Here is a 24,003-nt window from a genome sequence, read left to right on the forward strand (position 1 = left end):
GATGAGGGTGGCCGGAGACCGGCCACCCGAGGATGTCAGTTGGCGGCAACCACTTCGGCCCCGACGACGCTGTCGCCGGTCTTGAGGCCGATTTCGAGGCTGTCAATATAGGCGTTGGGCTTGGTGCCATCATAGGTGACGCCGTCGATGAACTCGGCGGTCGGCTCGCGATAGCCGGCGCTGTCCCAGGGGAAATCGGCCTCGTCGACCAGCCCTTCCTCGACCAGCAGGCGTGCGGCTTCGAGATAGATTTCGGGCTTGTAGACGGACTTGGCGACCTCGTCATACCAGCTATCGGGCTGGTCCTCAGCGATCTGCCCCCACCGGCGCATCTGGGTGAGATACCAGACGGCGTCCGAATAATAGGGATAGGTGGCAAAGTAGCGGTAGAAAACGTTGAAATCGGGAACGTCACGGACGTCGCCGGCTTCGAATTCGAACGTGCCGGTCATCGAGGCGGCGATCACTTCGGCATCGGCGCCCACATATTCGGAGCGGGAGAGGATTTCCACCGCCTCCTGGCGATTGGCATTGTCATTCTCGTCCAGCCACTTGGCCGCGCGGATCAATGCCTTGGTGATGGCCAGCGTGGTATTGGGATTGGCCTCGGTGAATTCGGCGGTCATGCCGAACACTTTCTCCGGGTTATTCTTCCAGATGTCGTAATCGGTGATGACCGGCACGCCGATCTTTTTGAACACCGCGGCCTGGTTCCAGGGCTCGCCCACTGCATAGCCGTCAATCGTGCCCGCTTCGAGCGTGGCCGGCATTTGTGGCGGCGGGGTCACCGAGAGATAGGCATCGGCCGCTATCTGCCCCGAAACATCTTCCGGCGAGTAATAGCCTGGATTGACGCCGCCGGCCGCGAGCCAATAGCGCAGCTCGTAATTGTGGGTGGAGACGGGAAAGACCATGCCCAGATTGAAGGGGCGGCCTTCGGCGTCGAATTCATCGATCACAGGTTTCAGCGCGGCGGCGGAAATCGGATGCACCGGCTTGCCCTCGGCATCCATTTCCAGATGCGGCTTCATCAGCTCCCACACGGCATTGGAGACGGTAATGCCATTGCCATTGAGATCCATGGAGAAGGGAGTGACGATATGCGCCTTGGTGCCATAGCCGATCGTGGCGGCCAACGGCTGGCCGGCCAGCATATGAGCACCATCCAGGGTTCCGGTGATGACACCGTCCAGCAGCACCTTCCAATTGGCCTGCGGTTCCAGCGTCACATAGAGGCCTTCGTCCTCGAAATAGCCAAGCTCATAGGCAATGGCGAGCGGGGCCATGTCGGTGAGCTTGATAAAGCCAAACTTCAGCTCGTCCTTTTCGACGTCGAGCATGGCCGCATTGCTGGCGGTGCTGGCCAGGAGGCCCAGTGCAAGTCCGGCCAGCAACGGCTTGAGGCGGCGGCGTGGCGGCGTGGGGCGGGTAGTCGCAGTCATCATCGTCTCCGTGTTGTGTCGACAACCGGCAGCCAAGCCGTGCTCCAAACGACAAAAAGGTCGCCAACTGATCCGCGCGCCGATCCATCCGATCGAACGCTAGCCAGTTGGCGACCTTGCCATTGGAGCGCCCGTCATCGGACGCCGATAGTGTGTGAGCCGTCTTGGGAGGAGCTCATTCGCCCTTCACATTGCACGAAGCGTGCCAAATGGCCGTGTTTTGCGAAAATTGTGCAATCCCAATGCATTGGCCGGAATGACGATTGCCGGGCTGTGGCAGCGGGTTGCACGTTGCAGTGGCAGATCGGTCAGGTCATGTGATCAAATTTTGAGCAAACAAGGGTTTTGCGCACGGATTGATCGTTACTTGGTCGCCTGGGACTGAATATAGCTGTCGACCGCGTCAGGATCGAAAACTTTACCGTCGAAAAAGCGGTTGGGGCCGGCCTGCATGGTGCCGGTCACGGCGGCAATGGTGTGGCTCTGGGCCTGGTCGCCATCACGACGATAATCGTCGGCGGGCAAGGATGCGCCAAGAGGGGCGAGTGCCGCGCGGTAGAGATCGGGCCGGAAGGTGGCGGCGGCTATTTCCGCGCGAGCCTGATTAGGCGTGACCTCGCCCCAGCGTACCATCTGGCTGTAATACCAGAGCGCGTGGCTCTTCCATGGGAAATTGGCGGCGCCCTCATGCGGCACATAAAAGTCGGGAATGGTGACCTGATGAACGCCGCCGTCAATCTGCCCGGTCAGGGCGCGTGAAACGATATCGACGGGCTGATTGAGATAGGCGGGCCTGGCCATGATCTCGGCGGCCTGCAAGCGGTTTTCCGGCCTTTGACACCATTCGCCGGCGCGGTAGATGGCGCGAATTGTTGCAGCAACCAGATCGGGGTTCTGCTTGGCCCAATCGCTGCGCATGCCGACCGCCTTGTCGGGGCTGCGCTGCCAGATGGATGACTTGGTCGTGGCGATCCGCGCGCCGAACTGGGCAACCCCGACACTGTTCCAGGGTTCGCCGACGCAATAGCCATCCAGCCCATCCGTGCCCAGCGCCTCTGGCAGCAAGGGCGGCGGAAGGACAACGATCTCGACATCGCGATCCGGATGAATGCCACTGGCCGCCAGCCAATAGCGCAACTCGTAATTGTGCGAGGAGGTCTGGTGCACCACGCCAAAGCGCAGCTTGCGGGTGCTGGACTGGACGACTTTTGCCAGCGCCCGGCCAGCGGGGCCGGCGGCAAGATCGCCAGGCGCCCCGGCATCGGCCATGGCCGACCAGATTGCGGCGCTGACGGTAATGGCATTATTGCCCAGGCCGGTCATGACTGGCGCGATCATTGGCTTTGCTATGGGCGTCAGCCCGAGATTGGCGGCAATCGGCATCGGCGCCAGCACCAGGGCAATGTCGAAATGTCCGAGCGCAGTACGGTCACGGATATTGGCCCAGGAGGATTCGCGCGTCAGGCCAAGCGTAAAGCCTTCCTCCTCGGCAATGCCCAGTTCGCGGGCCAGCACCAGCAGGGCGCTGTCCAAAAGGGGAAGAAAACCGGCGGTGAGGTGAGGAAGGGACATGGCGATTTCCTATGGCCCAAGCAGATTGGCGGCTGTGATGAGACTCTGGGCAATGTCGATCAGCCGCCGGTTCTGGTTCATGGCCGTCTTGCGCAAAAGCGCATAAGCGTCCGGTTCGCTCAGGCCCTTGGTCTTCATCAGAATGCCCTTGGCCTGGTCGATGATCTTGCGTTCCTCGAGCGCGCTGCGGGCCTCTTCCAACTCCCGCGTGAGGCGCGAAAAGGCGTTGAAGCGCGAAATGGCCATGTCCAGGATGGGCTTAACCCGCTCCTTTTTGAGGCCGTCCACCACATAGGCCGAGACGCCGGCTTCGACGGCCTTTTCGATCATGGTGCCATCAGAGCGGTCGACGAACATGGCGATCGGACGCTGAATGGCGCGCGTCAGGGAAAAGAAGTGCTCGAGCGTGTCGCGCTTGGGATTTTCCAGGTCGATGAAAATGACATCGGGCATGGTCAGGGCAATAGTGCGTCCGACCTCGTTGACGTCGTGGATGACGGCAACGCGTGCATAGCCCGCCTCCCGCAGACCCTCCTCGATGATCGAGGCGCGGATGCGGTTCTCGTCGATGATCAAGATGGACAGGTCGGGGCTCGGCATCAGTGGCACTTATGCCTTTGCTTACAAAAAGCACAAGTGCCATTCATGCACATTTTCGATGCAAAAATGCTTGCCGCGCCGCCGGGCCTGCCGGATTGGCTCGTTATTTTATCTCGTTGCGCCAGCTGAACTGGGGTGAATAGCCCAGCATGCGTTTGGCTTTCTCGATGGAGAGCAGGGTGCCATTGGTGGAGATATTGCCCTTCTGCTCGACCCCGGGAAAGACCTCGGCAAGCAGGGAGACATTGGACCGGGACATGACCGAATCTGCATTGGCGATGATGAAGGCCTCAAAGCCCTTGAACTCCGCCTGGATGGCCCGGCGTACCGCCTGCGCCCCGTCGCGCGCGTCGATATAGGCCCACAGGTTCCATTTGCGTTTGCGCGGATCGCTGTCGAAGCTTGGGAAGGCCTTGTAGTCTTCCGGATACATCACATTGGAAAATCTCAGGCCCACCATGCGTAGCTCCGGATCCCAGCGGCAGAACTGGGCTGCCATGGTCTCGTCGAGCAGTTTGCCCAGCGAATAGGCGCTTTCGGGGCGCGGGAAATAGTCTTCGTCCACCGGCGCGTAGGGCGGCGGATTGTCGAAGGGCAGGCCCAGTACGGTTTCGCTGGAGGCAAAGACCACGTTCTTGATGCCGGCCAGGCGGCAGGCTTCAAAGACATTGTAGCTCGCCGTAACATTATTGGTCAGCGTGCGCGAATTGGCGGACAGTCCCGGCGCGGGAATGGCGGCCAGATGCACCACGGCATCGAAGGGCCCGCCGCGTTCATCAACGCCCCCCAGGATGGCGCCGGCGACCTCTCCGAAATTGCTCAGATCGATGCGTACGCTGGGGCAGATGGGTTCGCTGAGGGCCTGCTGATCGAGGTTGAGAACGTCATAGCCGTGCTCCACGAGGTCTCGCAAAACAGCCCGACCCAGCTTGCCGCTTCCCCCGGTCACCAACACCTTGGCCATTCGAACCTCCTCTTATTCCACGCAAATTTTCTGCGTCTCTCTGGCGTCAAGCCTATTGCGGAACGCGAGACCTGCCAACCGTCTTGGCCGCATTCATGCACGTTAACAAATGATGAATAGGGGCCTCAGCGCCGGTTCAAGCTGGCGGCAGCATAACCCTGGGCAGGGTTGATGTTCGACATCAACAGGCGGCTCGGACAATGAGCCGCTCCAACAGCACCAAGGAGTTATGAAAATGATGAAACTCACCACTTTGGCCTTGGTCGCGGGCTTTGTTTCCGTCGCGACCGTTTTGCCCAGCAGCGCACAATTCGCTGCGGCGAATTTTCCCGGCGGCCCGAACTATCCCACCTCGCACAATGAGCACAATTGTGCCGACGAAATGGGCCATATGCGCCGCGTAAATGTCTTTGATATTGACGGTATTCGCGACCGCAGCGTCTGGCTGCACCCGGTCTGTGAGGACCTGACGGTTCCGGGCAAGAACAATTATGGCACGCTGTTCATCAACGGCAATGTCAATGTTCTGCGCGAGCCCATTGCCCGCAATCGCCTGCTGATGAACGCGCTCGAGGCCAAGGGTTACGACGAATATGACGTCGTCTCGCTGCGCTTCGGCGCCCGCAACAGCGTCATCCTTTACGTCCATCAGCGGGACATGAACTGACCCGATGAGGAGGCCCTGGCTCCCGTTCATGAACGCTAGCTGAACATCGAGATCAGCATGGGTTCAAAGGCGGGGTGCCAGGGTGGTGCCAACAACGAGATTTTTGGAGGGCTCTTCAAATGAACAAGGCGCAGGAAAAGGTTCTGGTCGCGACCCTGTGCGGCCTGATCATCACCACCGCAGCCGGTTTTGCCGTGCAACCCGCAATGGCCGCCGGCTACCAGGTCGATACGCTCGGTCAGGTGACCGGTGTGGCCGAATGGGATCGGCTCAATGTGCGCAAATGGCCCGCCAGCTATTCCCAGAAAGTGGGCAGCTTCGCCCCCGGACTGCATGTCTGGGTCGAGCGCTGCATCGAAGTCGAAAACAGCTCGGATTGGTGCCTGGTCGAACGCGGCGGCACCAAGGGTTGGGTCAATTCCCGCTTTCTCGTTCCGGTTCAGGACTGGGATATCTGAATTTAGTACTGCGTACCTCCTACCCATGCATGTTGACTTTCTCCGGTGCTCTTGCTGTTCGTGTTGGACAGCAGAGACCGGAGTTTTCTTATGGACGCCAATCCCATTCTCGCCGAGGCCGTGCGCGGCAATTGGGTGGAGAACCGCCATCGCGGCGCTTTTGTCATCGTCGATGCCGATGGCCAGGTGATCGCCTCTGGCGGCGATATCGAGCGCCCGATCTTTCCGCGTTCCGCCATCAAATCCATGCAGGCCCTGGCGATTTTCGACCGCCACGCCGCCGAGCGCTTCCACCATAGCGGGGAAGAACTGGCCCTGGCCTGCGCCTCCCATCACGGCGAGGACGGGCATGTGAGCAATGTGGCCCATTTCCTCGATCGCATGGGCCTGTCGGTCGACGATCTCGAATGCGGCGCCCATATGCCCACCAATGACAAGGCGCGCCAGGCGCTGCGCGCGGCCGGGCTGGAACCGAGCGCGCTGCACAATAATTGCTCGGGCAAACATTCGGGCATGCTGAGCGTAGCCCTGGCCATGGGCGTGCCGACCACCGGCTATGTCGAGCGGGAGCACGATGTGCAAAAGGCAGTGCGCGCGGCCGTGGAATATGTGATCGGTGAGGACCTGACCGAGGATCGCTGCGGCACCGACGGGTGTTCAATTCCCACTTGGGCTGCGCCCTTGCGGGCCTGGGCCCGCGGCTTTGCGCGCATGGCAACGGGAAGGGGACTCGATAGCGGCCACGCGGACGGGGCGCAGAAACTGTTCGATGCGGCAACCAGCCACCCCCATCTGGTGGCCGGAACCGGGCATCTCGACACCCTGGTCATGGAAGCCTTCAAGGGCCGAGTGATGCAGAAGGGTGGCGCCGAGGGCGTGCAATGCGGCGCCATTCGCGACATGGGCTGGGGCTATGCGCTTAAATGCGATGACGGCAATATGGTCGCCAGCCACACCATGGTGGCCGCGCTGCTCTTGAAATATGCGGATCCCGACGCGGCGCAAAAGGCTGTTCTGGAGCAATTCGCGCGTCAGCCGATCAGGAATGTGCGGGGCACCGTGGTCGGCGAAATGCGGACGGTGGGGATTTAAGGCGGCGTATTGGTTCGGCCTATGCGCCAATGATCTACCGAGCCGATGGCTCTTTCGCGTCCCTCCCCCTTGAGGGGAGGGATTGAGGGAGGGGGTCGCTTTGGTGATGCACAATCCCACCCCCACCCCAGCTCTGCCAGGGCCCTTGCAGGACCCGGCGGCGCTACCCTCCCCTCAAGGGGGAGGGGGCGATGGAGGCGAGGCGCCCGGCGCAAATGCCTCAAAGCCCAAAAATCGCGCCCGTCGCGCAATTGCGGATGCGGTCGACCCTTTTGCCGTCCCAGTGATAGTCGAAATGGTCGGCTTGCACCGGTGCGGGCATGAGGTCGGGCCAGAAGATGGCGGCGCATTCTCCGCCGGGGCTGCGCACGCTGCGATAGACAAGGCCATTGCTGCCATTTTGCCGAAGCTGCCGGCCCAGCGCCTGCGAGGCGCGATAATCGTCGGGGACATGGATGGCGTCGATCCCCCTTACATCGTGCAGGTCGAGATCAAGCCGGTTGACCAGCATGCGGAATTGCGAGGTCCAGCCCGGCTCCTCATCGCTGGCCGCCATGGCACGCCCATGGTGATGGGCGACTTCGCGAATGGCGACTTCTTCGGCATTACCGGCGCTATAGACGCCATAGCTGCCATCGGTGAACCGGCCGGGGCGGTCGCGGCTGACATGGACAAAAGGAGCCATGAGATAGCTGGCGCCGGGACCATTGACCCGCCGCTCGGGCGGCACGAGATCGAGATGGCCCAGATGTTCCCAGAGCCGCGGATTGGTCTTGGACTCGGCCGAGGCCAGGGCCTCCCAATCGCGGGGATCGGCAATGTCTTCAAACAGGTCGATAGGCGGGTGGATCGAGCGGATCAGGCGATAGGCCTTGGGCCAGACGACCCGCGCCAGCGGCGGTGCATCAGTCACCAGCCACCACGCTCGGCATCGAGATAGCTCCGGACCCGGGCCAGCGCGAAAATGCTGCCTTCGGCCATGATATCCGCCGGTGTGCGGCCGTCGAAATGCTGGTTCGGCTTTTTGACCCAGGCATAGCCGCGTGTCCGATCCGCGAAGAGATAACGCAGACCCTTGTGAATGCCCATGAGCAGGGACAGGCGCGTCGCCAGATCGCGATCGATGCGGCCCGGCTCTCCCGCCTTCCAGCGCGCAAAGGTCCGCGCGGCCAGGCCCCCCAGAATATCGCGGGCCTCCGCATCGGTCAGACCCCAATTTTCAAACAGGCGCACCACGGCGCGGGCCATGGCCGACACTTCCGCCTGCGTGAGCATGGCATTGTCGGGTAGCGCCTCGGTACGCGGTAGCTCTTGCAGCATTACAACTCTCCTATTGGCAATAATTAGGACAATTTGTGCCAAATGGCAAGATCGACATGCGCGGGCGCCGCAAAGCACAGGCAAGTGGGCCACTTCGCTTGTTCCGGCGCCGCGCACCCGGCTATAACCGGAAGCGACAACAGCAAAGGTGACGCTATATGCTCGTGGACGGCAGCATTTTTCTGGGCGTGAGCGACAAGCCGGAATATCTCAAGCTCAAATATGCCAATCGCCATGGGCTGATTACCGGGGCCACGGGCACCGGCAAGACAGTGAGCCTGCAAGTGCTGGCGGAAGGTTTTTCCGCCGCAGGCGTGCCGGTCTTTGCGGCCGATATCAAGGGTGACCTGTCCGGCGTGTCCAAAATGGGCCGGGCGCAGGGCTGGCAGACCAAACGCGCCGAGGATATCGGCTTTACCGACTTTGCCGACGATGTTTTTCCGGTGATCTTCTGGGACCTGTTCGGCCGCCAGGGCCATCCGGTACGGGCCACGATTTCGGAAATGGGGCCGGTGCTGCTGAGCCGCATTCTCGATCTCAACGACACCCAGGAAGGCGTGCTCAACATCGCCTTCCGCGTCGCTGACGAGGAAGGGCTGCTGCTGCTCGACCTTAAGGATTTGCGCGCCCTGCTGGTGGATATCCAGGAGCGGGCCAGGGAAGTCTCGGCGCGCTTTGGCAATGTGACCACGGCCTCGATCGGCGCTATCCAGCGCGCGCTGCTGGTGCTGGAACAGCAGGGCGCCGACAATTTCTTCGGCGAACGGGCCCTGGCCATTGCCGATCTGATGCGCACCGATGCCGATGGGCGCGGTGTGGTCTCGATCCTGGCGGCAGACCAACTGATGCAGGCGCCGCGGCTTTACGCGACGTTTCTGCTCTGGCTGCTCTCGGAGCTGTTCGAGGAACTGCCCGAAGTGGGCGACCCGGACAAACCCAGGCTGGTGTTCTTTTTCGACGAGGCGCATCTGCTGTTCGACGACGCACCAAAGGCGCTGATCGACAAGGTGGAACAGGTGGTCAAGCTGATCCGGTCCAAAGGCGTCGGCGTCTATTTCGTCACCCAGAACCCGGTCGATATTCCCGAAAGTGTGTTGTCCCAGCTCGCCAATCGTGTGCAGCACGCCTTGCGCGCCTATACGCCGCGCGAGCAGAAGGCGGTGCGGGTGGCGGCCGAGACCTTCCGGCCCAATCCGGCCTTTTCCACCGAAGAGGTGATCACCCAGCTCGGGATCGGCGAGGCGCTGGTGTCGGTGCTGGAGGAGAAGGGCGTACCCTCCATGGTGGGGCGCACCTTTATCCGGCCACCCTCGGCCCAGGTGGGGCCAATCTCCCCAGCCGAGCGGGATGCGACCTTGGCCAATTCGCCCGTTGGCGGACTTTACGACACGGTGCTGGACCGCGAATCGGCCTTTGAAGTGCTGCACAAGCGGGCACGGGACAAACAATTGGCCGAAGAGCGCGCCGCTTTCGAAGAGCAGAAGCGCGAGGAGGCTGAAAAACTGGCCCGGGAACAGGCGCGTGCCGAAAAGGCCAGCACGCCGCGCCGCAGTACCCGCCAATCGCCCACAGAGGCGGCGATGACCTCCTTTGCCCGCACCGTGGCCAATACGCTGGGGCGTGAACTGGTGCGCGGTATTCTGGGCGGCCTGAAGGGGCGGCGCTGATGGCGGTTCCGAGCAAGACCGGCCTGACCATTGCCATTTTCGCCTCCGACAAGGGGCATGGCGATCCCGAACGCGCCAGCCTGATGGGTGAGGCCGGCCGCATGTTCGCCCGCAAAGGCGCGCGCATGCTGTGCCTGGCGGAAGGTGGCGCGCTGCCCGTGCCGCTGATCACCGCGGCGCGGACCGCCGGGGGCAGCGTGGACGTGGTGGCCGATGCGAGTATCGTGCTGCCGCAGGCGCTCGATGGCCTGCCCATCACCGTGCTGCCCGAACGCGCGGAGCGTCTGGCCTATCTGGCCAATGCCGCCTCGGTCTTTGTGGCGCTGCCCGGATCGCTGGCCTCGATATCGGCATTGTTCGGCACTTGGGCATCGGGCCCGGTGCGGCCGGTCGTCATGCTCAACCGCCACCGGGCTTTCGAGGTGCTGCGCGGCTTTGCCACCGATGTGCTGGCCGCCTCGGTTTCGGGCTATGACAAGAATGTCCAGTTTACCGACAATGTCGAGGATCTCTGGAACAAGGTGGCCTGGGTGAGCGAACAGGCGCGCTAGCGGCGTTCCGGATTGGGTCGGAATCGGCGGTTCCTGCGCCTCCCTCCCCCTTGAGGGGAGGGATCGAGGGTGGGGGTGGTTTTGTGGGTCACCGATGGACCCCCACCCCCCTCCCCTCCCCTCAAGGGGGAGGGGAGGGGCCCCGTCAGAGATTGATGGAGTCCAGGGGATAGGCCGCCATTTCCCCCACCCTAGCTTCGCTAAAGCCTGCGGCCAGCTTCGCTACCCTCCCCACAAGGGGGAGGGAGATCGATGAACACTGGCCCCTTTCCCTGCGCCGCCCTCCCCTTGATAGGGGGGAATGAGGGTGGGGGTGGTCTGTGTCGGGGCTTAGTTCGACGGGCCCTGATCGGGGCGCGCGGCGCGGCGATCGGGAAAGAGCGGCACGACATTGTCGGTATAACGGCGCGCGGGATGCGGCTCAGGCGTCCGCATGGGCACGCGATTGCGCCGCTCGGGACCGCGATAACCAAAGCCAAGGGCGCCCACCACACTGCGGTTGAGCAGGCGCGCCTGCACCCGCTGCAGCAAATGGCGTGGGGACATGGGCTTGATCAGCACTTCGTCGATACCCGCACTGATGGCCTGCTGGCGCATGGGCGGGGTGATGGCGCGGGTCATGGCGACGACCGGCAGGTCGCGCGAGACGAAGGCGGGATCGAGGCGAATGGCCTCGACCATTTCATAGGCCGGGCGGCCCTCGCGGTCGAAATCGACCACCAGCATGTCGAGCGGGGCAATGCGCATATAGGCAAACAGGCCCGCTTCGCTGTCGAAGGGCCGGACGCGCAGGCGTGAGTCGCCCGCCAGCACCATGGTCAGAACGGCGCTGAGAGCCGGATTTGCGGCCAGAATGGCAATGGTCTTGCCCGTTGTGGTCACGACGCCCCCTTCTTATCGTTAAAGCTTCGTTAACATGGCTCAATGGCGGATTGAAGGGTGTGGTTCCACTTCTCAAAAAGAGATCGTGAGCAGGGTGAACGGGGACGGGCCGTGCCGGAGGGCTGCGGCAGTGTGCCGGTTGCCCGGGCGGGCTGGGTCTGGTTGATAGCGGTGACCGTTTTGGGCAGGGCCGGGGACCGGGCATGAGACATATCTATCTGGTATTTGGGCTGGCCTCGGCGGCGCTCGGCATTGCCGGCGCCTTCCTGCCGCTGGTGCCGACAACACCTCTGTTGATCCTGGCTGCCTGGTTCTTCGCCCGCTCCTCGCCGCGCCTGGAAAGCTGGCTGCTCGACCACCCCAGATTCGGCCCCTTGCTCCGGGCCTGGCGGACGAATGGCGCCATTCCGCGCCGCGCCAAGCTGCTGGCCTGCTGCGGCATTGCGGTGGGCGTGGTGTTTTTCTGGATCGGCGCCAGGCCCGGCTATTGGCTATGGCTTACCGGAGCCGCCATTCTGGGCGGGAGCGCGGGCTATATTATTTCGCGTCCGGAGACGAAACGGGGCAAGTGACCCGACAAAAGAAAAACGGCGGGATCGCTCCCGCCGTTTGTCGCAAAAGGGCAATGCCGGATCAGGCAGTTGCCTCTTCGAACAGCTTTTCGACATGCTCCCAGTTCACCAGACTGTCGAACCAGGCTTCGAGATATTTCGGGCGCGCATTGCGGTAGTCGATGTAATAGGAGTGTTCCCACACATCCACGCCCAGAAGCGGAATGCCGCCATGGACCAGCGGCGATTCGCCATTGGGGGTCTTGGTGACTTCGAGCTTGCCGGCCTTGTGATTGAAGCTCAGCCAGGCCCAGCCCGAGCCGAACTGGGTGGTGCCGGCGGCGATGAAATCGGCGCGGAACTTGTCAAAGCCACCCAGATCTTCCTCGATCTTGGCCGCCAGCTTGCCGGGCAGGGCCGAGCCGCCGCCACTGGGCTTCATCCAGTTCCAGAAATGCACATGGTTGTAATGCTGGCCGGCATTGTTGAACAGGCCCGCATTCTTGCCATAGCTCTCCTTGACGATGTCTTCCAGCGGCAGGATTTCCAGCCCCGAGCCTTCCAGCAGCTTTTCGCCGTTGGTGACATAGGCCTGGTGGTGCTTGTCGTGGTGGAACTCTAGGGTTTCGGCTGACATATAGGGTGCCAGGGCATCGTAGGCATAGGGCAGCTCGGGCAGTGTGAACTTGGTGGTCATTATGGCCTCCATCTGGAATAGACGCTGGAAAAGTTCGGCCACTGGTATAGGCCGAACGCGATGACACAACAATCACTTGCTTGGGATTGTTCCGACGCGCCCGCACCTGCCCGGACCCGGCCGGCAGGAGCGGGCCAAAGCGTCAGGCCTTGCGCGGCATCAGTGCGAGAGCCGCCACCAGGGCTGCCAGTACGGCCGTCACCATGAGATTGGTCAGGGCCGAATAATTGTCCACGATGAAGCCGCCGAGGATGGCGCCGCTCATAATGGCCGCCTGGAAGGACACCACCATCAGGCTGCCCGAAGTCTCCAGCGCGTCGGGCGCCGAACGCGAGAGATTGGCCTGAAGCGCCACCGGCGCCATGCCGAAGGCAAAGCCCCAAAGCGCGGAGAAGGCAAAGGCCGCAACCATGCCCGAGCCGAGAAGCACCAGCGCCAGGGCGGACAATGCCAGGATGGCGCCCGTGACCGCCACGGCCCAGGACGCATTCACATCGGCCAGCCGTCCGCCCGCCACAGTGCCGAAGACCGCCGCGACGCCGAACCCGCCCAGCACCATGGCAATCTCGTTGGTCGTGAGACCCGTGATCTGTTCGAGGAAGGGCCGCACATAGACCGAGCCGGTCATATGCCCGCCAACGAGCAGGATGATGGCCAGCATACCCATGCGGATGCCGGGGCGCTTGAGCAGGCGGAACACGTCGGCCACGCTGTTTCCCTGCGCTGAGGGCAGGTTGGGCAGGCTGGCCAGTTGCAGCAGCAGGGCCAGGCCGGAGAGAGCGGCGGTAATGACCATGGCAAAGCGCCAGCCGAACCAGTCACCCACCAAGGCGCCCATGGAAGGGGCGGCGATGGTCGCCAGGGATACACCGAGGCTGACCATGGCCATGCCCCGGCCGATGGCGCCGGTGCCGACAAGACGCGCCACCACGGCCACCGAAAGCGCCCAGAATGCGCTAAGCGCAATGCCCAGGCCCGCCCGCGCCACGAGCAGCAGCCAGAAATCGGTGGCGAAAGCCGCCAGCAGATTGGAGGCAATGGCCAGGGCGCTGAGGCCAACCATCACCAGCTTCCGGTCAAGCCGGCCGATCAACACATTGCTGAACAGCGCAGAAAAGGCGCCAACCAGCGCAGTGGCGGTGACGACCTGGCCCGCCGTGCCTTCGGTGATACCCAGATCGCGCGCCATCGGGGTCAACAGGCCGGCAGGCAGAAACTCCGCCGAAACCAGCGAGAAGCTGGTGACCAGCATGGCCAGCATGGCCATCCAGGTCCTGGCCGCCCAACTGGACTGCTTTACGCCCTGGCCCAGGGCGGAATTGGTCTCATCCTCAAAGGGAAGGGAAGTATCGCTCATCAATGAGTCTCCATGAATGGGGAGACATTCATAACGATGTGCGTCTGGACGATATGTGGCCTAAAATCCAAATTCCATATCAATTCGTCCAGGCTTAGCCCGCCGGACCGCACCGGGCGAATGATTGGTTATGCGCTTGAAGGCCCTCGAAAAACTGGCCTCGGATTCGTAGCCCAGCCTGTCGGCGACATCGGCAACCGCCATGCCATGCTGGGCAAGCCATTCCTGCGCCAATTGCATGCGCAATCGTGCCAGGTAACGCGCCGCGCCTTCGCCCAGAATGGTGCTGAACCTTTCGGCGAAAGCGGATCGCGACTGGCCCGCCAGCTCGGCGAGCGTGTCGAGGGTCCAATGCTGGCCGGGATCGCGGTGCATGGCAGCCAGGACGCGGCCAATTTGCGGATCGCGTATGGCTGCCAGCCAACCCGATGTCGCATTCTCGTTCTTGTTGACCCAGCATCTGATCAGCCGGGCGGTCAATAGATCGGCCATGCGCGAGAGCATGGTGGCACTGCCCATTTTCGCCTCGCTGGCCTCGCTGGCCATGGCTTCGATGAGCGGGGTGACTACCGGATCGTTGGCCGCCACGTCGCAGCCCCTGATGACAGCAGGCATGAGGCGGATGAGTGGATGCAACGCGTAGGCGCCAAGCGCCATCGAGCCGCTGAAGATGACACTTTGCTCACCCTCACCCGGCTGCACAACCTCGCACACATTGCCGCCGTGACGGATGACCTGGCACTTGGCCACACTGTCCTCGCAGGGGCCGGGCGCGCCGGCCAGAATATGCTCGATCCCCTGCGGGAGCAGGATCAGATCGCCCATGCCCAGCGACCGCCAGCCTTCGGCCTCTGCCCACATCCAGCAAGGGCCTTTGCTGATGAAGTGGAAGCGCAGCAAATCCTGCCGCGGAAAGCTGATGCTCCAGGGATGGCGCAATTCGCACCGCCCATAACTGACCCCGGCCAGGCGAAAATCCTGCAGGACATCACTCAGCGCATCATCGGATCTGGACGAATTGTCGGTCATTCGCGAGAATTATCAACAATTCGTCCGAGCGGCAAGGTGGCGGATTAGTCTTTCATGCCCAGCATCTCAAGCGCGAAGGCATAGCATTGCGCGGTTTCCTTGAGCCGGTCGAAGCGGCCCGAAGCGCCGGCATGGCCTGCGCCCATATTGGTCTTGAGATAGAGCGGCGCATCGCCGGTCTTGGTTGCCCTGAGCTTGGCCACCCATTTGGCCGGCTCCCAATAGGTGACGCGCGGGTCGGTGAGGCCGGCTAGGGCGAAGATGGGCGGATAGGCCTGGGCCGAGACCGCTTCATAGGGCGCATAGGCGGCAATGCGATTATAGTCCTCAGCCGAGGTGATCGGGTTGCCCCATTCAGGCCATTCGGGCGGGGTGAGGGGTAATGTGTCGTCGAGCATGGTGTTGAGCACATCCACGAACGGAACCTGGGCGATAATGCCACCCCAGAGGTCGGGCCTGAGATTGGCGATGGCGCCCATCAGCATGCCACCGGCCGAACCGCCATTGGCAATGATCCGGCCCTTCTGCGTATAGCCGGCCTCGATTAGCATTTCGGCGGCGGCGATGAAATCGGTGAAGGTATTGGTCTTGTGCTCGCGCCGGCCCTGCTTGTACCAGCGATAGCCCTTGTCCATCCCGCCCCGAATATGGGCAATGGCATAGACAAAGCCGCGATCCACCAGCGAGAGCACCGAGACGGAAAAGGCCGCCGGCATGCTCATGCCATAGGCGCCATAGCCATAAAGCAGGGTCGGGTTTGCACCATCGAGCGTGATCCCCTTGCGGTAGAGCAGGGTCACCGGCACCTGTTCGCCATCGGGGGCGGTGGCAAACAGACGCCGCGTTTCATAATCGGCCGGATCGTGGCCCGAGGGCACTTCCTGGGTCTTGAGCAGCGTGCGCTTGCCGGTTTCGAGATCGACGTCGAAAACCTGGCTGGGCGTGGTGGGCGAGGAATAGGTCAGGCGGAAAACCGAGGTGTCGAACTCATAGCCGGTCGACATGCCCAGTGAATAGGCCTCTTCCTTGAACCCGACAATCTCTTCCTTGCCGCTGCGCAGGTCACGGGAAACGATGCGCGGCAGCCCGTCTTCCCGTTCAAGCCGCAGCATGTGGTTGGTGAGGATCGCCAGATCAAGGATCAATACGCCCTCACGATGCGGAACAAGGTCGGTCCAGTTCTCTGCAGCGGGATTGTCCGCCGGTGCGGTGACAATCTTGTAATCCTCGGCGCCGTCTGCATTGGTGCGGATATAGAGCAGGCCGCCACGCTCCTCGATTTCATATTCGCGATCGACAAGGCGCGGCGCCACCAAGCGCGGTTCGCCCCCGGCCGCGGCGTCGATCAGCCAGACTTCGCTGGTCTGGTGGTCGTGAGCGTCGATGACGATGAATTTGTCCGACTGCGTCTTGCCTACGCCGACAAAGAAGCCGGGGTCCTTTTCTTCGTAGATGATCGGGTCGGACGCCTGATCGGTGCCGATATCGTGGCGGCGGATGCGGAAGGGGCGGTGATTGTCGTCATATTCGGTGTAGTAAATGGCGCGGCTGTCATTGGACCAGACATAAGAACCGGCCGTGTTGGCAATGACTTCCGCACTGTCCTTGCCGGTGGACAGGTCGCGCAGCACAATATCGTAATATTCCGAGCCGGCCCGGTCTGCGGCCCAGGCCAGCAGACGGTGCGAAGGGTCGTGGCTGGCGCCCGCAAAGCCGAAATAGCCATCGCCCGCCTCGACATTGCAGTCGAGCAGCACGGTCTCCTCGCCCCCTTCGCGCGGCGTGCGCACGATCAAGGGGTACTGCTTGCCCTCGAGCATGCGCGTATTATAGGCCCAGGGGCCATGAGGGGAGGGGACGCCGCTATCGTCTTCCTTGATCCGGCCGCGTATCTCTTTGTAGATCTTGTCCTGAAGGGCGGCGGTGGGCTGGCCGAACCGGGTCTCATAATAGGTGTTTTCCGCTTCGAGATAGGCGCGGATGTCCTTGTCGAGCGTGTCGGGCTTCTGCATGACCTCCTGCCAATTATCGGCGCGCAGCCACGCATAAGGGTCGTCACGGGTAATATTGTGATGCGTGTGGCTGTGGGCGATGCGCTTGGCAACAGGCGGGTTGGCCTTGGTCATGATGTCTCCGGACAGATCGGCGGGCAGGCCGCCACGGGAAAGCTGAGAGAGGACATAGGCCGCCTGCAACGGCATTGCCAGCCCCTCAGAGCCTGCCCGGAAATTCTACTGGGACGGCCAACTGACGGCATTTTCTGCGCTTCCCGTGCTCACGTACCCAATGTACGCTGCGCTCCGGTTCTGGAAAATTCCGCCATTTGTCTCGCCCCAGCGAATTTCCAATCAGGCTCTCAATTGGTTGAAAAGCCGTGGCACTATGGTCGCACCCGGGCCGATTCCGCTTGTTCCATGGGTCCTAATCGGTAAGGTCGCAAACCAAATCCAGTTGAATCGCCTTTGGCGTGAAAGGAGTGGCAGCATTGGGGTCGTCTCTTGAGGCAGGCATTGGGCTTGCTGCCGTTGCGCCCTTCGTGGCTGCCCTTCTGGCACCCTATATCCACCGCTTCGCAGGCGCCTATGCCGGCTGGATATTGGCCATCGTTCCTGCCAGCATCTTCATCTACCTGCTTGGCTTTGCCGACACGGTCATTCACGGCCACACCGTTGCAACGGCGATGGAATGGATTCCGGCCTATGGCATCAATCTCTCCTTTCTGGTGGATGGCCTGAGCCTGATCTTCGCGCTGACCATTTCGGGCGTCGGCACGCTGATCATCCTTTATTCCGGAGCCTATCTTGCCGGACACCACCATCAGGGGCGGTTTCTGGGCTATATGCTGGCCTTTATGGGCGCCATGCTGGGGCTGGTGCTGGCCGACAGCCTGCTCGCGCTGTTCCTGTTCTGGGAGCTGACCTCGGTCACCTCCTTCCTGCTGATCGGCTTTGATCATTCACGCCAGGCAGCGCGGCGCGGCGCCATTCAGGCGCTGGTCATCACCAATATTGGCGGCATGTTCCTGCTGGCGGGGGCGATCCTGGTCTACCAGATGGCCGGCGCCTGGGACATGAGCGCGGTTCGCGCCATGGGCGAGGTGTTGCGCGGCAGCGATCTCTATGTGCTGGTGCTGATCTGTTTCCTGGGCGCGGCCTTCACCAAATCGGCGCAGTTTCCGCTGCATTTCTGGCTGCCCAATGCCATGGAAGCGCCCACGCCGGTTTCGGCATTCCTGCATTCCGCCACCATGGTGCAGGCCGGTGTCTATCTATTGGCGCGCATGACCCCCTCACTGGGCGGCACCGATATCTGGACCAATGTGCTGGTGATTTTTGGCGGTGTCACATTGATCTGGGGATCGCTGGGGGCGCTCAAACAGACCGATCTCAAGCAAATCCTGGCGCAGACCACCATTGCCTCGCTGGGGCTTCTGGTGCTGCTGATCGGCCTGGGCAGCACCTACGCTATTGCCGCCATGGTGGTCTATTTCGTCGCCCACGCTTTTTACAAGGCCGGGCTCTTCATGGTGGCGGGCGCCATCGACCACGAGGCGGGCACGCGCGAAATCACGGCGCTGAGCGGCCTGGCCGAGAAGATGCCGGCGACCTTCATCGGCGCGGCGCTGGCGGCGCTGTCCATGGTCGGCCTGCCCCTGACCATTGGCTATTTCGCCAAGGAAGAGATGTATCTGGGCCTGATGAGTGGTGAATGGACTGCCATTGCGGTGATCATCGTGCTGGTGGCAGGCAATGCCATGCTGGCCGGTATCGCCATGCTGGTCATGATCCGGCCATTCCTGGGCGAAGCGGTTGCGACGCCGAAAAAGCCGCATGAAGCGCCCATCGCCATGCTGGCCGGCCCACTCGTTCTGGGCGCCTGCGGGATTATTGCCGGCATTTTGCCTGACTGGCTGGGCCATGATGTGCTGGTGCCGGGATCGACGGCCATATTGGGGCGCGAGGTGGAAAGCCATTTGACGCTGGCGCTCGACGTAACAAGCCTGCTGTTCTGGCTGTCGGCTGCGACCTGGGGCCTGGGCGTGCTGGTCTATCGGCAGGCCGATATGATCCGCACCGTGCTGCGCCGGTTCGACAAGGCGCTGGGCTGGACGGCCGACACTGTCTTCGATCACGTCATGTTTGGCCTGATCCGCTTCTCTGGAGCGGTGACGCGGTTCCTGCATCACGGGCAGCTCGAATTCTACCTGGTGGTGGTGTTCGGTGCGCTGGCGGTGGCGCTTTTCGGCCCCATGCTGATCTGGGGCGGTCTCGACTGGCTCGTGCCCACGGCCGAACTGGGCGACTGGAGCCAGCGGCTGATCGTGCCGGCGCTCCAGCCCTATGAATGGGGCGTGCTGGCGCTGGCAGTGCTGGGCCTGATCGCGGTGGTGATTGCGCCTTCGCGGCTGATCGCCATTCTCTCGCTGGGAGTGCAGGGAACGGCCGTCGCCCTGATCTTCCTGCTGTTCGGCGCGCCGGACCTGGCCTTCACCCAGCTCATGGTGGAAATTCTTTCCGTGGTCATCCTGACCTTTGTGATGACGCGGCTGCGGCTCGACCAGCGTGACCATAGGCCGTTTGAAGACTGGGCCCGCGACGGTACGCTGGCCATCGTCTGCGGGCTGGGCGTGAGCCTGCTGCTCATGCTGGTGCTCAATGGCACGCTCGACACGCGTCTTTCGGACTTCTTCACCGCCACCAGCGTGCCCATTGCCCACGGGCACAACATCGTCAATGTGATCCTGGTGGACTATCGCGGCTTCGATACATTGGGCGAAATCGCCGTGGTCATGGGGGCGGGAATGGCCGTTCTGGCGCTGCTGCGGCGCCAGAGAAAACTGACAGCGCAGGTGCCGCCATCCGCCGAGCCGGCCAAGCCCAAGCGGGTCCGCAAATCGCGAAAGGCTGCGTCATGAACACGGTCATTTTCCGCACATTGGCGCCGCTGATCGTCGCCATCATGCTGGTCTTTTCGGTCTATGTGACGCTGCGCGGCCATAACGAACCGGGCGGCGGCTTTATCGGCGGACTGATCGCGGCCGCATCCATTGCTGTATTCGGCATGGCCGCCGGCGTGCGGGCGGTGCGCCGCTCGCTTTATTTCGATCCCATGGCTATTGCCGGCTTTGGCGTGGTGCTGGCCGGGCTGTCGGGCCTGATGAGCCTGTTCACCCAATCCCCGTTCATGACCAGCATCTGGCTCTATGTCGAGTTCGGTAACAGCATCATTCCGCTCTCGACCCCCATGTTCTTCGATATCGGCGTCTATTGCGTCGTCTTCGGTACCCTGTCGGCTATTGCCCTGTCGCTGGAAAGCGACCGCGAGGAGGATCTCTAACCATGGATTACATCCTCGCCGCCCTTGTGGGCCTGTTCATTGCCGTGGGCACCTATCTGCTGCTGTCGCGCTCGGTGATCCGCATGCTGGTCGGGCTGACCATTTTCGGCAATGGCGTGCTGCTGGTGATCTTCACGGCTGGACGCCTGACCCGGGAAGTAGCGCCCATCGTGCCCGATGGGCTTGAGGTTCCGGCCGGGCCGATTGCCAATCCGGTGCCCCAGGCGCTGATCCTCACCGCCATCGTTATCGGCTTTTCCATGTTTGCATTTCTGCTGGTCCTGGCGTTCCGCGCCTATCAGAGCCTGGATGCCGACAATACCGACACCATGCGCCTGGCCGAGCCGGACAATGCGCCCAACCCGCCGCTGAGCTACTGACCCATGGCCACTTCCGCACCCGCTACCGACCTGTCGCAGGCCATGCTCGAAACGGTCACGCCGGCCGCCGACTGGGTCATTGTGCTGCCCATCGCGCTGGCCCTGATGGGCGCCGCCGGGCTGATGATGTTCCGCCGCAGCAATGGCATTCCGCTTATTGGCGCGGTGATCGTCGTGCTGGGGATCATCGCCTGCGAAATCGTCCTGTTGAGCGAGATCGTCGCCAATGGTCCGGTCAGCATGACCATGGGGCGCTGGCTGCCGCCCTTCGGCATCAGCCTGACGGCCGATATTTTCGGGGCCAGTTTTGCCCTGGCCGCCGCCGTAGTGACGCTGATCATTCTGCTCTATGCCGAAATGGACCGAGCCGATGCCGATGGCCGCGACGCCTTCCATCCCATGGTCCTGCTGCTGCTGGCCGGTGTGACGGGCGCGTTTCTCACCGGGGACCTGTTCAATCTCTATGTCTGGTTCGAGGTGATGCTGATCGCCTCGTTCGGCCTGATCGTGCAGGGCAGCAGGCCGCTGCAGCTCGATGGGGCGGTTAAATATGGCTTCCTCAATTTCCTGGCGACGACCTTTTTCCTGCTCGCGCTCGGCCTGCTCTATGGGCTTTTGGGCACGCTCAATATGTCGGACATCATGCGCGTCGCGCCGGCCGCAAACCCGGCGGCCATGGCGGGCGTGGCGGCCCTGCTCTTGCTGGCATTCGGCATGAAGGCGGCAGCCTTTCCCGTTAATGCCTGGTTGCCGGCGTCCTATCATACCCCGCCCGCGGCCATTTCTGCTCTATTTGCGGGGCTGCTGACCAAGGTCGGCGCCTATGCCATGCTGCGGGCGCTGGTCGCCGTTCTGCCGGCCAGCCGTGAAATGCTCGAACCGGCCCTGGCGCTTATCGCCATCGGCACGCTGCTGATCGCGCCGCTGGGCGCCATTGCCGAAACCAATCTGCGCCGGGCCGTGGGCTTTGTCGTGATTGGCGGCATCGGCGCGATATTGGCCGGACTGGCCATGCCCAGCCTCAACGGCGTTGCCGGGGCGGGGCTTTATATCTTCCATGCCATCCTGACCATGACTGCTCTTTATATGGTCGCGGGCCTGGTGGAGAAAACGACCGGGGTAACCGACACGCGCAAGATGGGCGGCCTCTACGCGGCCAATGCGCCGGTTTCGATCCTGTTTCTGGTGCTGGTGCTCGCCGCTGCCGGCGTGCCGCCCTTCCTCGGTTTCTGGCCCAAATTGCTGCTGCTCGAAGCGGGCCTGGCCGAAGGGGTGACGGGAACCGCCCCGACATGGACCGGCTGGGCGCTGGTCCTGGCGCTGATGATCAACGCGGTTCTGACGCTGATCGCCGGGACGCGCCTATGGGCGCATATATTCTGGCGGTCCGGCCCCGAGGGGAATGGATCGGAACATGGCGCGGTGACGCTGACACCATTCGGGCGGCGCGGACAATTGGCCCTGGGGGCGACCGGACTATTGGTTGCCGGGATTGTCGTGGCCGGCTTGTGGCCGGGGCCGCTTTTGGAAAATATTGCGGTGGGGGCAGGGGACATCCTTGATCCGGCCCGATATGTCGAGGCGACTGGCCTTGCAGGAGTGAACCCATGAACGCGGCATTTCTGGTCGTCATACTGGCCCTTGTCTGGGCCGGAATATCGGGCAGCTTTTCGGGGCTGAACCTGGTCCTTGGTGCTATTGTCGGCGGCGTGGCCGTGCTGGTTCTGCGCGAGGCTTTCGCCCGGCCCAGCGCGATGCGCCGCATTCGGCGGATCATCTCGCTCGCGTTCCTGTTTTTGTACGAATTGTTCGTCAGTGCGGTGCGTGTGGCCCTTGTCGTTCTGCGCCCCGACCTGTCCAATGCAGTGCGGCCGGCCATTATCGCCGTGCCGCTTACGGTCCAGTCCGACGCCGAAATCACCCTATTGGCCAATATGATCACGCTGACCCCGGGAACGCTCTCGGTCGACGTAGCGGCGGATAAATCGGTGCTTTACGTGCATGCGCTGCACATGGCCGGCAAGGACGCCATGATCGCCGATATTGCCAACGGTTTCGAAAAGAAAATCCGGGAGGTGTTCGAATGAGCGCAGCCATTTTCATGGAATGGGCGACGCTGATCTCGCTCATCCTGCTCGGCGTGGCCCTATTGGTGTCGCTGGTCCGGATTGTCATCGGCCCATCCCTGTCCGACCGGGTGCTGGCGCTCGACCTGCTGGCCGTTGTGGCCATGGGCTTCGTCGGCGCCATCGCCGTTCGCACCGGCCTCTGGCTCTATCTCGATATTGCCATTGCCCTGGCCTTGCTGGGCTTTCTCGCCACCGTTGCCCTGGCCCGCTACATTCTGCTGCGCGGCGCCAAGAACGAGATGGCCAAGGGGGAGGCGAAGTAATGCTGAACGGATGGGAACTCTATCTTGGCGGCATACTGCTTCTGTTGGGCGCGACATTTACATTGCTCGCCACAATCGGTGTCGTCCGTCTGCCCGATCTCTATACGCGCATGCATGCCGCTTCCAAGGCAGGCGCAGTAGGCGGTGGGCTGGTACTGCTTGCAGTGGCCGTGCTGAGCCAAGATGCGGCAATTGCCATTCGCGCGATTATTGGATTTTTGTTCTTGCTGCTGACCACGCCTGTTTCCGCCCACCTTCTGGCGCGGGCGAGTTATCTTACCGGCTACCGGCCCTGTAATGAAACGACGGTCGATGAATTGGCCATAAGAAAAGAAAGTAGTGCTTCGCCTTAATTCTATACCATATTACATGTTAAGTATCCTTTTCAGGGCTTGCGCAGGCCAGTAAAGGGCCATACCAAGCTGTAGTGGTTAGTGACCGCCCTTGTTGCTACCCAGTAAAATATGGAAGGTTGAGAAATGAACGACGATACCGGCGCGTTCGCAACGGCCGAGGCCGATCTTGTTGAGCTCAGCACGGAGATTGTCTCCGCCTATGTTAGCCACAATGCTGTTAGCCCGAGCGATCTGCCCAAGCTGATCGCCGAGGTTCATGGCGCACTACGTACACTGCAGGTCAACGGGACTCCGGCGCCAGTCGAAGAACTCAAGCCCGCAGTGCCGATCCGCAAATCTGTAGCCAATGACTTCATTATCTGTCTGGAAGACGGCAAGAAGTTCAAATCGCTCAAGCGTCATCTGCGGACCCATTATAACCTGTCTCCAGAAGAATACCGTGAGAAGTGGGGCCTGCCCGCCGACTATCCCATGGTCGCCCCGAGCTACTCGGCGACGCGCTCCAAGCTCGCCAAGGACAATGGTCTGGGCCGCAAGGCCGGCTGACCGGTCCTTTCAGACCGCTCTGCCCATATCTCATGGCCGCCTTCGGGGCGGCCATTTTCTTTTATCCGGCACGACAGCATTTCACCGATTCGTTGAAACGCTGAAATTGCTCTAGGTTCTTGTTTTATCGCGTTTCCGAACCG

25 protein-coding genes are annotated in these 24,003 nt (G+C 62.2%); 14 read left to right on the forward strand and 11 right to left on the reverse strand.

From position 1 onward, the window contains the following. Nucleotides 1-35 precede the first annotated feature (35 nt). The 4 genes from V8Z65_RS04710 to V8Z65_RS04725 form a co-directional block, all read right to left on the reverse strand. Nucleotides 36-1,442: a CmpA/NrtA family ABC transporter substrate-binding protein gene (locus V8Z65_RS04710; protein WP_338722879.1), complete on the reverse strand. Its 1,407-nt coding sequence runs from the start codon at nucleotides 1,440-1,442 to the stop codon at nucleotides 36-38. Nucleotides 1,443-1,805: 363 nt separating this feature from the next. Next, a complete protein-coding gene (locus V8Z65_RS04715) occupies nucleotides 1,806-3,014 on the reverse strand; it encodes a CmpA/NrtA family ABC transporter substrate-binding protein (protein ID WP_338722880.1) in 1,209 nt (402 codons plus the stop codon). 9 nt (nucleotides 3,015-3,023) lie between these two features. Further along, nucleotides 3,024-3,614 carry an ANTAR domain-containing response regulator gene (locus tag V8Z65_RS04720; protein ID WP_338722881.1) on the reverse strand — a complete coding sequence of 197 codons (591 nt, stop codon included), beginning with the start codon at nucleotides 3,612-3,614 and terminating at the stop codon, nucleotides 3,024-3,026. Between the two features lie 103 nt (nucleotides 3,615-3,717). Then, nucleotides 3,718-4,578, reverse strand: a complete 861-nt coding sequence (locus V8Z65_RS04725; RefSeq protein WP_338722882.1) for an NAD(P)-dependent oxidoreductase — start codon at nucleotides 4,576-4,578, stop codon at nucleotides 3,718-3,720. Between the two features lie 235 nt (nucleotides 4,579-4,813). On the opposite strand from V8Z65_RS04725, the gene V8Z65_RS04730 reads away from it, so the two are divergent. The 3 genes from V8Z65_RS04730 (at nucleotide 4,814) to V8Z65_RS04740 (ending at nucleotide 6,795) form a co-directional block, all read left to right on the forward strand. Beyond that, complete coding sequence (locus V8Z65_RS04730) at nucleotides 4,814-5,245, forward strand: hypothetical protein (RefSeq protein WP_338722883.1); 432 nt, start codon at nucleotides 4,814-4,816, stop codon at nucleotides 5,243-5,245. A gap of 119 nt (nucleotides 5,246-5,364) precedes the next feature. Next, the gene (locus tag V8Z65_RS04735; protein WP_338722884.1) at nucleotides 5,365-5,703 is read left to right on the forward strand and encodes an SH3 domain-containing protein; all 339 of its coding nucleotides are present in this window, start codon (nucleotides 5,365-5,367) and stop codon (nucleotides 5,701-5,703) included. Between the two features lie 90 nt (nucleotides 5,704-5,793). Next, complete coding sequence (locus tag V8Z65_RS04740) at nucleotides 5,794-6,795, forward strand: asparaginase (protein WP_338722885.1); 1,002 nt, start codon at nucleotides 5,794-5,796, stop codon at nucleotides 6,793-6,795. Between the two features lie 220 nt (nucleotides 6,796-7,015). On the opposite strand, the gene V8Z65_RS04745 is transcribed toward V8Z65_RS04740, so the two are convergent. Further along, complete coding sequence (locus V8Z65_RS04745; RefSeq protein ID WP_338722886.1) at nucleotides 7,016-7,708, reverse strand: RES family NAD+ phosphorylase; 693 nt, start codon at nucleotides 7,706-7,708, stop codon at nucleotides 7,016-7,018. Next, nucleotides 7,705-8,115: an MbcA/ParS/Xre antitoxin family protein gene (locus V8Z65_RS04750; protein ID WP_338722887.1), complete on the reverse strand. Its 411-nt coding sequence runs from the start codon at nucleotides 8,113-8,115 to the stop codon at nucleotides 7,705-7,707. The genes V8Z65_RS04745 and V8Z65_RS04750 overlap by 4 nt, the downstream gene beginning before the upstream one ends. A gap of 158 nt (nucleotides 8,116-8,273) precedes the next feature. On the opposite strand from V8Z65_RS04750, the gene V8Z65_RS04755 reads away from it, so the two are divergent. Both V8Z65_RS04755 and V8Z65_RS04760 read left to right on the forward strand, forming a co-directional pair. Next, on the forward strand, nucleotides 8,274-9,782 hold the full coding sequence (locus tag V8Z65_RS04755; protein ID WP_338722889.1) for a helicase HerA-like domain-containing protein: 1,509 nt from the start codon (nucleotides 8,274-8,276) through the stop codon (nucleotides 9,780-9,782). Continuing rightward, nucleotides 9,782-10,333 carry a hypothetical protein gene (locus V8Z65_RS04760; RefSeq protein ID WP_338722891.1) on the forward strand — a complete coding sequence of 184 codons (552 nt, stop codon included), beginning with the start codon at nucleotides 9,782-9,784 and terminating at the stop codon, nucleotides 10,331-10,333. The genes V8Z65_RS04755 and V8Z65_RS04760 overlap by 1 nt, the downstream gene beginning before the upstream one ends. Before the next feature lie 330 nt (nucleotides 10,334-10,663). On the opposite strand, the gene V8Z65_RS04765 is transcribed toward V8Z65_RS04760, so the two are convergent. Beyond that, nucleotides 10,664-11,215 carry a response regulator gene (locus V8Z65_RS04765; RefSeq protein WP_338722892.1) on the reverse strand — a complete coding sequence of 184 codons (552 nt, stop codon included), beginning with the start codon at nucleotides 11,213-11,215 and terminating at the stop codon, nucleotides 10,664-10,666. Nucleotides 11,216-11,418: 203 nt separating this feature from the next. On the opposite strand from V8Z65_RS04765, the gene V8Z65_RS04770 reads away from it, so the two are divergent. Further along, complete coding sequence (locus V8Z65_RS04770) at nucleotides 11,419-11,787, forward strand: YbaN family protein (RefSeq protein WP_338722893.1); 369 nt, start codon at nucleotides 11,419-11,421, stop codon at nucleotides 11,785-11,787. A gap of 61 nt (nucleotides 11,788-11,848) precedes the next feature. Here the strand turns inward: V8Z65_RS04770 and V8Z65_RS04775 are convergent, their stop codons facing one another. The 4 genes from V8Z65_RS04775 to V8Z65_RS04790 all read right to left on the reverse strand — a co-directional run bounded on the left by V8Z65_RS04775 (nucleotide 11,849) and on the right by V8Z65_RS04790 (nucleotide 16,975). After that, nucleotides 11,849-12,463, reverse strand: coding sequence for a superoxide dismutase (locus V8Z65_RS04775; protein WP_338722895.1), 615 nt, complete (start codon nucleotides 12,461-12,463; stop codon nucleotides 11,849-11,851). 142 nt (nucleotides 12,464-12,605) lie between these two features. Beyond that, the gene (locus tag V8Z65_RS04780) at nucleotides 12,606-13,820 is read right to left on the reverse strand and encodes an MFS transporter (protein WP_338722897.1); all 1,215 of its coding nucleotides are present in this window, start codon (nucleotides 13,818-13,820) and stop codon (nucleotides 12,606-12,608) included. Nucleotides 13,821-13,880: 60 nt separating this feature from the next. Next, entirely contained in the window at nucleotides 13,881-14,849 is a 969-nt protein-coding gene (locus tag V8Z65_RS04785) for an AraC family transcriptional regulator (RefSeq protein WP_338722899.1), read from the reverse strand. Between the two features lie 44 nt (nucleotides 14,850-14,893). Beyond that, nucleotides 14,894-16,975, reverse strand: coding sequence for a S9 family peptidase (locus V8Z65_RS04790; protein WP_338723952.1), 2,082 nt, complete (start codon nucleotides 16,973-16,975; stop codon nucleotides 14,894-14,896). A gap of 359 nt (nucleotides 16,976-17,334) precedes the next feature. On the opposite strand from V8Z65_RS04790, the gene V8Z65_RS04795 reads away from it, so the two are divergent. The 8 genes from V8Z65_RS04795 (at nucleotide 17,335) to V8Z65_RS04830 (ending at nucleotide 23,860) form a co-directional block, all read left to right on the forward strand. Continuing rightward, nucleotides 17,335-19,764, forward strand: a complete 2,430-nt coding sequence (locus V8Z65_RS04795; RefSeq protein ID WP_338722901.1) for a putative monovalent cation/H+ antiporter subunit A — start codon at nucleotides 17,335-17,337, stop codon at nucleotides 19,762-19,764. Continuing rightward, nucleotides 19,761-20,186 (forward strand): MnhB domain-containing protein, encoded by a 426-nt coding sequence (locus V8Z65_RS04800; protein ID WP_338722902.1) that lies wholly within the window; start codon nucleotides 19,761-19,763, stop codon nucleotides 20,184-20,186. The genes V8Z65_RS04795 and V8Z65_RS04800 overlap by 4 nt, the downstream gene beginning before the upstream one ends. A 2-nt stretch (nucleotides 20,187-20,188) precedes the next feature. Beyond that, nucleotides 20,189-20,566, forward strand: coding sequence for a Na+/H+ antiporter subunit C (locus tag V8Z65_RS04805; protein WP_338722903.1), 378 nt, complete (start codon nucleotides 20,189-20,191; stop codon nucleotides 20,564-20,566). Nucleotides 20,567-20,569: 3 nt separating this feature from the next. Next, the gene (locus V8Z65_RS04810; RefSeq protein WP_338722904.1) at nucleotides 20,570-22,177 is read left to right on the forward strand and encodes a proton-conducting transporter membrane subunit; all 1,608 of its coding nucleotides are present in this window, start codon (nucleotides 20,570-20,572) and stop codon (nucleotides 22,175-22,177) included. Beyond that, nucleotides 22,174-22,653, forward strand: a complete 480-nt coding sequence (locus V8Z65_RS04815) for a Na+/H+ antiporter subunit E (protein WP_338722905.1) — start codon at nucleotides 22,174-22,176, stop codon at nucleotides 22,651-22,653. The genes V8Z65_RS04810 and V8Z65_RS04815 overlap by 4 nt, the downstream gene beginning before the upstream one ends. Beyond that, nucleotides 22,650-22,958, forward strand: coding sequence for a monovalent cation/H+ antiporter complex subunit F (locus V8Z65_RS04820; protein WP_338722906.1), 309 nt, complete (start codon nucleotides 22,650-22,652; stop codon nucleotides 22,956-22,958). The genes V8Z65_RS04815 and V8Z65_RS04820 overlap by 4 nt, the downstream gene beginning before the upstream one ends. Further along, nucleotides 22,958-23,311 carry a monovalent cation/H(+) antiporter subunit G gene (mnhG, locus tag V8Z65_RS04825; protein ID WP_338722907.1) on the forward strand — a complete coding sequence of 118 codons (354 nt, stop codon included), beginning with the start codon at nucleotides 22,958-22,960 and terminating at the stop codon, nucleotides 23,309-23,311. The genes V8Z65_RS04820 and mnhG overlap by 1 nt, the downstream gene beginning before the upstream one ends. A 126-nt stretch (nucleotides 23,312-23,437) precedes the next feature. Continuing rightward, nucleotides 23,438-23,860 carry a MucR family transcriptional regulator gene (locus V8Z65_RS04830; protein WP_338722909.1) on the forward strand — a complete coding sequence of 141 codons (423 nt, stop codon included), beginning with the start codon at nucleotides 23,438-23,440 and terminating at the stop codon, nucleotides 23,858-23,860. Nucleotides 23,861-24,003: the final 143 nt, after the last annotated feature.

The sequence above is a fragment of the Devosia sp. XK-2 genome (assembly GCF_037113415.1).
Taxonomy (GTDB): Bacteria; Pseudomonadota; Alphaproteobacteria; order Rhizobiales; family Devosiaceae; genus Devosia.

What these genes read in the sequence shown, in the direction of transcription:
- V8Z65_RS04725 (WP_338722882.1), bottom strand. Translation starts at nt 4,578, where the DNA reads ATGGCCAAGGTGTTGGTGACCGGGGGAAGCGGCAAGCTGGGTCGGGCT.
- V8Z65_RS04820 (WP_338722906.1), top strand. Translation starts at nt 22,650, where the DNA reads ATGAGCGCAGCCATTTTCATGGAATGGGCGACGCTGATCTCGCTCATC.
- V8Z65_RS04810 (WP_338722904.1), top strand. Translation starts at nt 20,570, where the DNA reads ATGGCCACTTCCGCACCCGCTACCGACCTGTCGCAGGCCATGCTCGAA.
- V8Z65_RS04815 (WP_338722905.1), top strand. Translation starts at nt 22,174, where the DNA reads ATGAACGCGGCATTTCTGGTCGTCATACTGGCCCTTGTCTGGGCCGGA.
- V8Z65_RS04830 (WP_338722909.1), top strand. Translation starts at nt 23,438, where the DNA reads ATGAACGACGATACCGGCGCGTTCGCAACGGCCGAGGCCGATCTTGTT.
- V8Z65_RS04805 (WP_338722903.1), top strand. Translation starts at nt 20,189, where the DNA reads ATGGATTACATCCTCGCCGCCCTTGTGGGCCTGTTCATTGCCGTGGGC.
- V8Z65_RS04715 (WP_338722880.1), bottom strand. Translation starts at nt 3,014, where the DNA reads ATGTCCCTTCCTCACCTCACCGCCGGTTTTCTTCCCCTTTTGGACAGC.
- V8Z65_RS04770 (WP_338722893.1), top strand. Translation starts at nt 11,419, where the DNA reads ATGAGACATATCTATCTGGTATTTGGGCTGGCCTCGGCGGCGCTCGGC.
- mnhG (WP_338722907.1), top strand. Translation starts at nt 22,958, where the DNA reads ATGCTGAACGGATGGGAACTCTATCTTGGCGGCATACTGCTTCTGTTG.
- V8Z65_RS04800 (WP_338722902.1), top strand. Translation starts at nt 19,761, where the DNA reads ATGAACACGGTCATTTTCCGCACATTGGCGCCGCTGATCGTCGCCATC.
- V8Z65_RS04735 (WP_338722884.1), top strand. Translation starts at nt 5,365, where the DNA reads ATGAACAAGGCGCAGGAAAAGGTTCTGGTCGCGACCCTGTGCGGCCTG.
- V8Z65_RS04710 (WP_338722879.1), bottom strand. Translation starts at nt 1,442, where the DNA reads ATGACTGCGACTACCCGCCCCACGCCGCCACGCCGCCGCCTCAAGCCG.
- V8Z65_RS04775 (WP_338722895.1), bottom strand. Translation starts at nt 12,463, where the DNA reads ATGACCACCAAGTTCACACTGCCCGAGCTGCCCTATGCCTACGATGCC.
- V8Z65_RS04720 (WP_338722881.1), bottom strand. Translation starts at nt 3,614, where the DNA reads ATGCCGAGCCCCGACCTGTCCATCTTGATCATCGACGAGAACCGCATC.
- V8Z65_RS04750 (WP_338722887.1), bottom strand. Translation starts at nt 8,115, where the DNA reads ATGCTGCAAGAGCTACCGCGTACCGAGGCGCTACCCGACAATGCCATG.
- V8Z65_RS04755 (WP_338722889.1), top strand. Translation starts at nt 8,274, where the DNA reads ATGCTCGTGGACGGCAGCATTTTTCTGGGCGTGAGCGACAAGCCGGAA.
- V8Z65_RS04740 (WP_338722885.1), top strand. Translation starts at nt 5,794, where the DNA reads ATGGACGCCAATCCCATTCTCGCCGAGGCCGTGCGCGGCAATTGGGTG.
- V8Z65_RS04790 (WP_338723952.1), bottom strand. Translation starts at nt 16,975, where the DNA reads ATGACCAAGGCCAACCCGCCTGTTGCCAAGCGCATCGCCCACAGCCAC.
- V8Z65_RS04730 (WP_338722883.1), top strand. Translation starts at nt 4,814, where the DNA reads ATGATGAAACTCACCACTTTGGCCTTGGTCGCGGGCTTTGTTTCCGTC.
- V8Z65_RS04780 (WP_338722897.1), bottom strand. Translation starts at nt 13,820, where the DNA reads ATGAGCGATACTTCCCTTCCCTTTGAGGATGAGACCAATTCCGCCCTG.
- V8Z65_RS04760 (WP_338722891.1), top strand. Translation starts at nt 9,782, where the DNA reads ATGGCGGTTCCGAGCAAGACCGGCCTGACCATTGCCATTTTCGCCTCC.
- V8Z65_RS04785 (WP_338722899.1), bottom strand. Translation starts at nt 14,849, where the DNA reads ATGACCGACAATTCGTCCAGATCCGATGATGCGCTGAGTGATGTCCTG.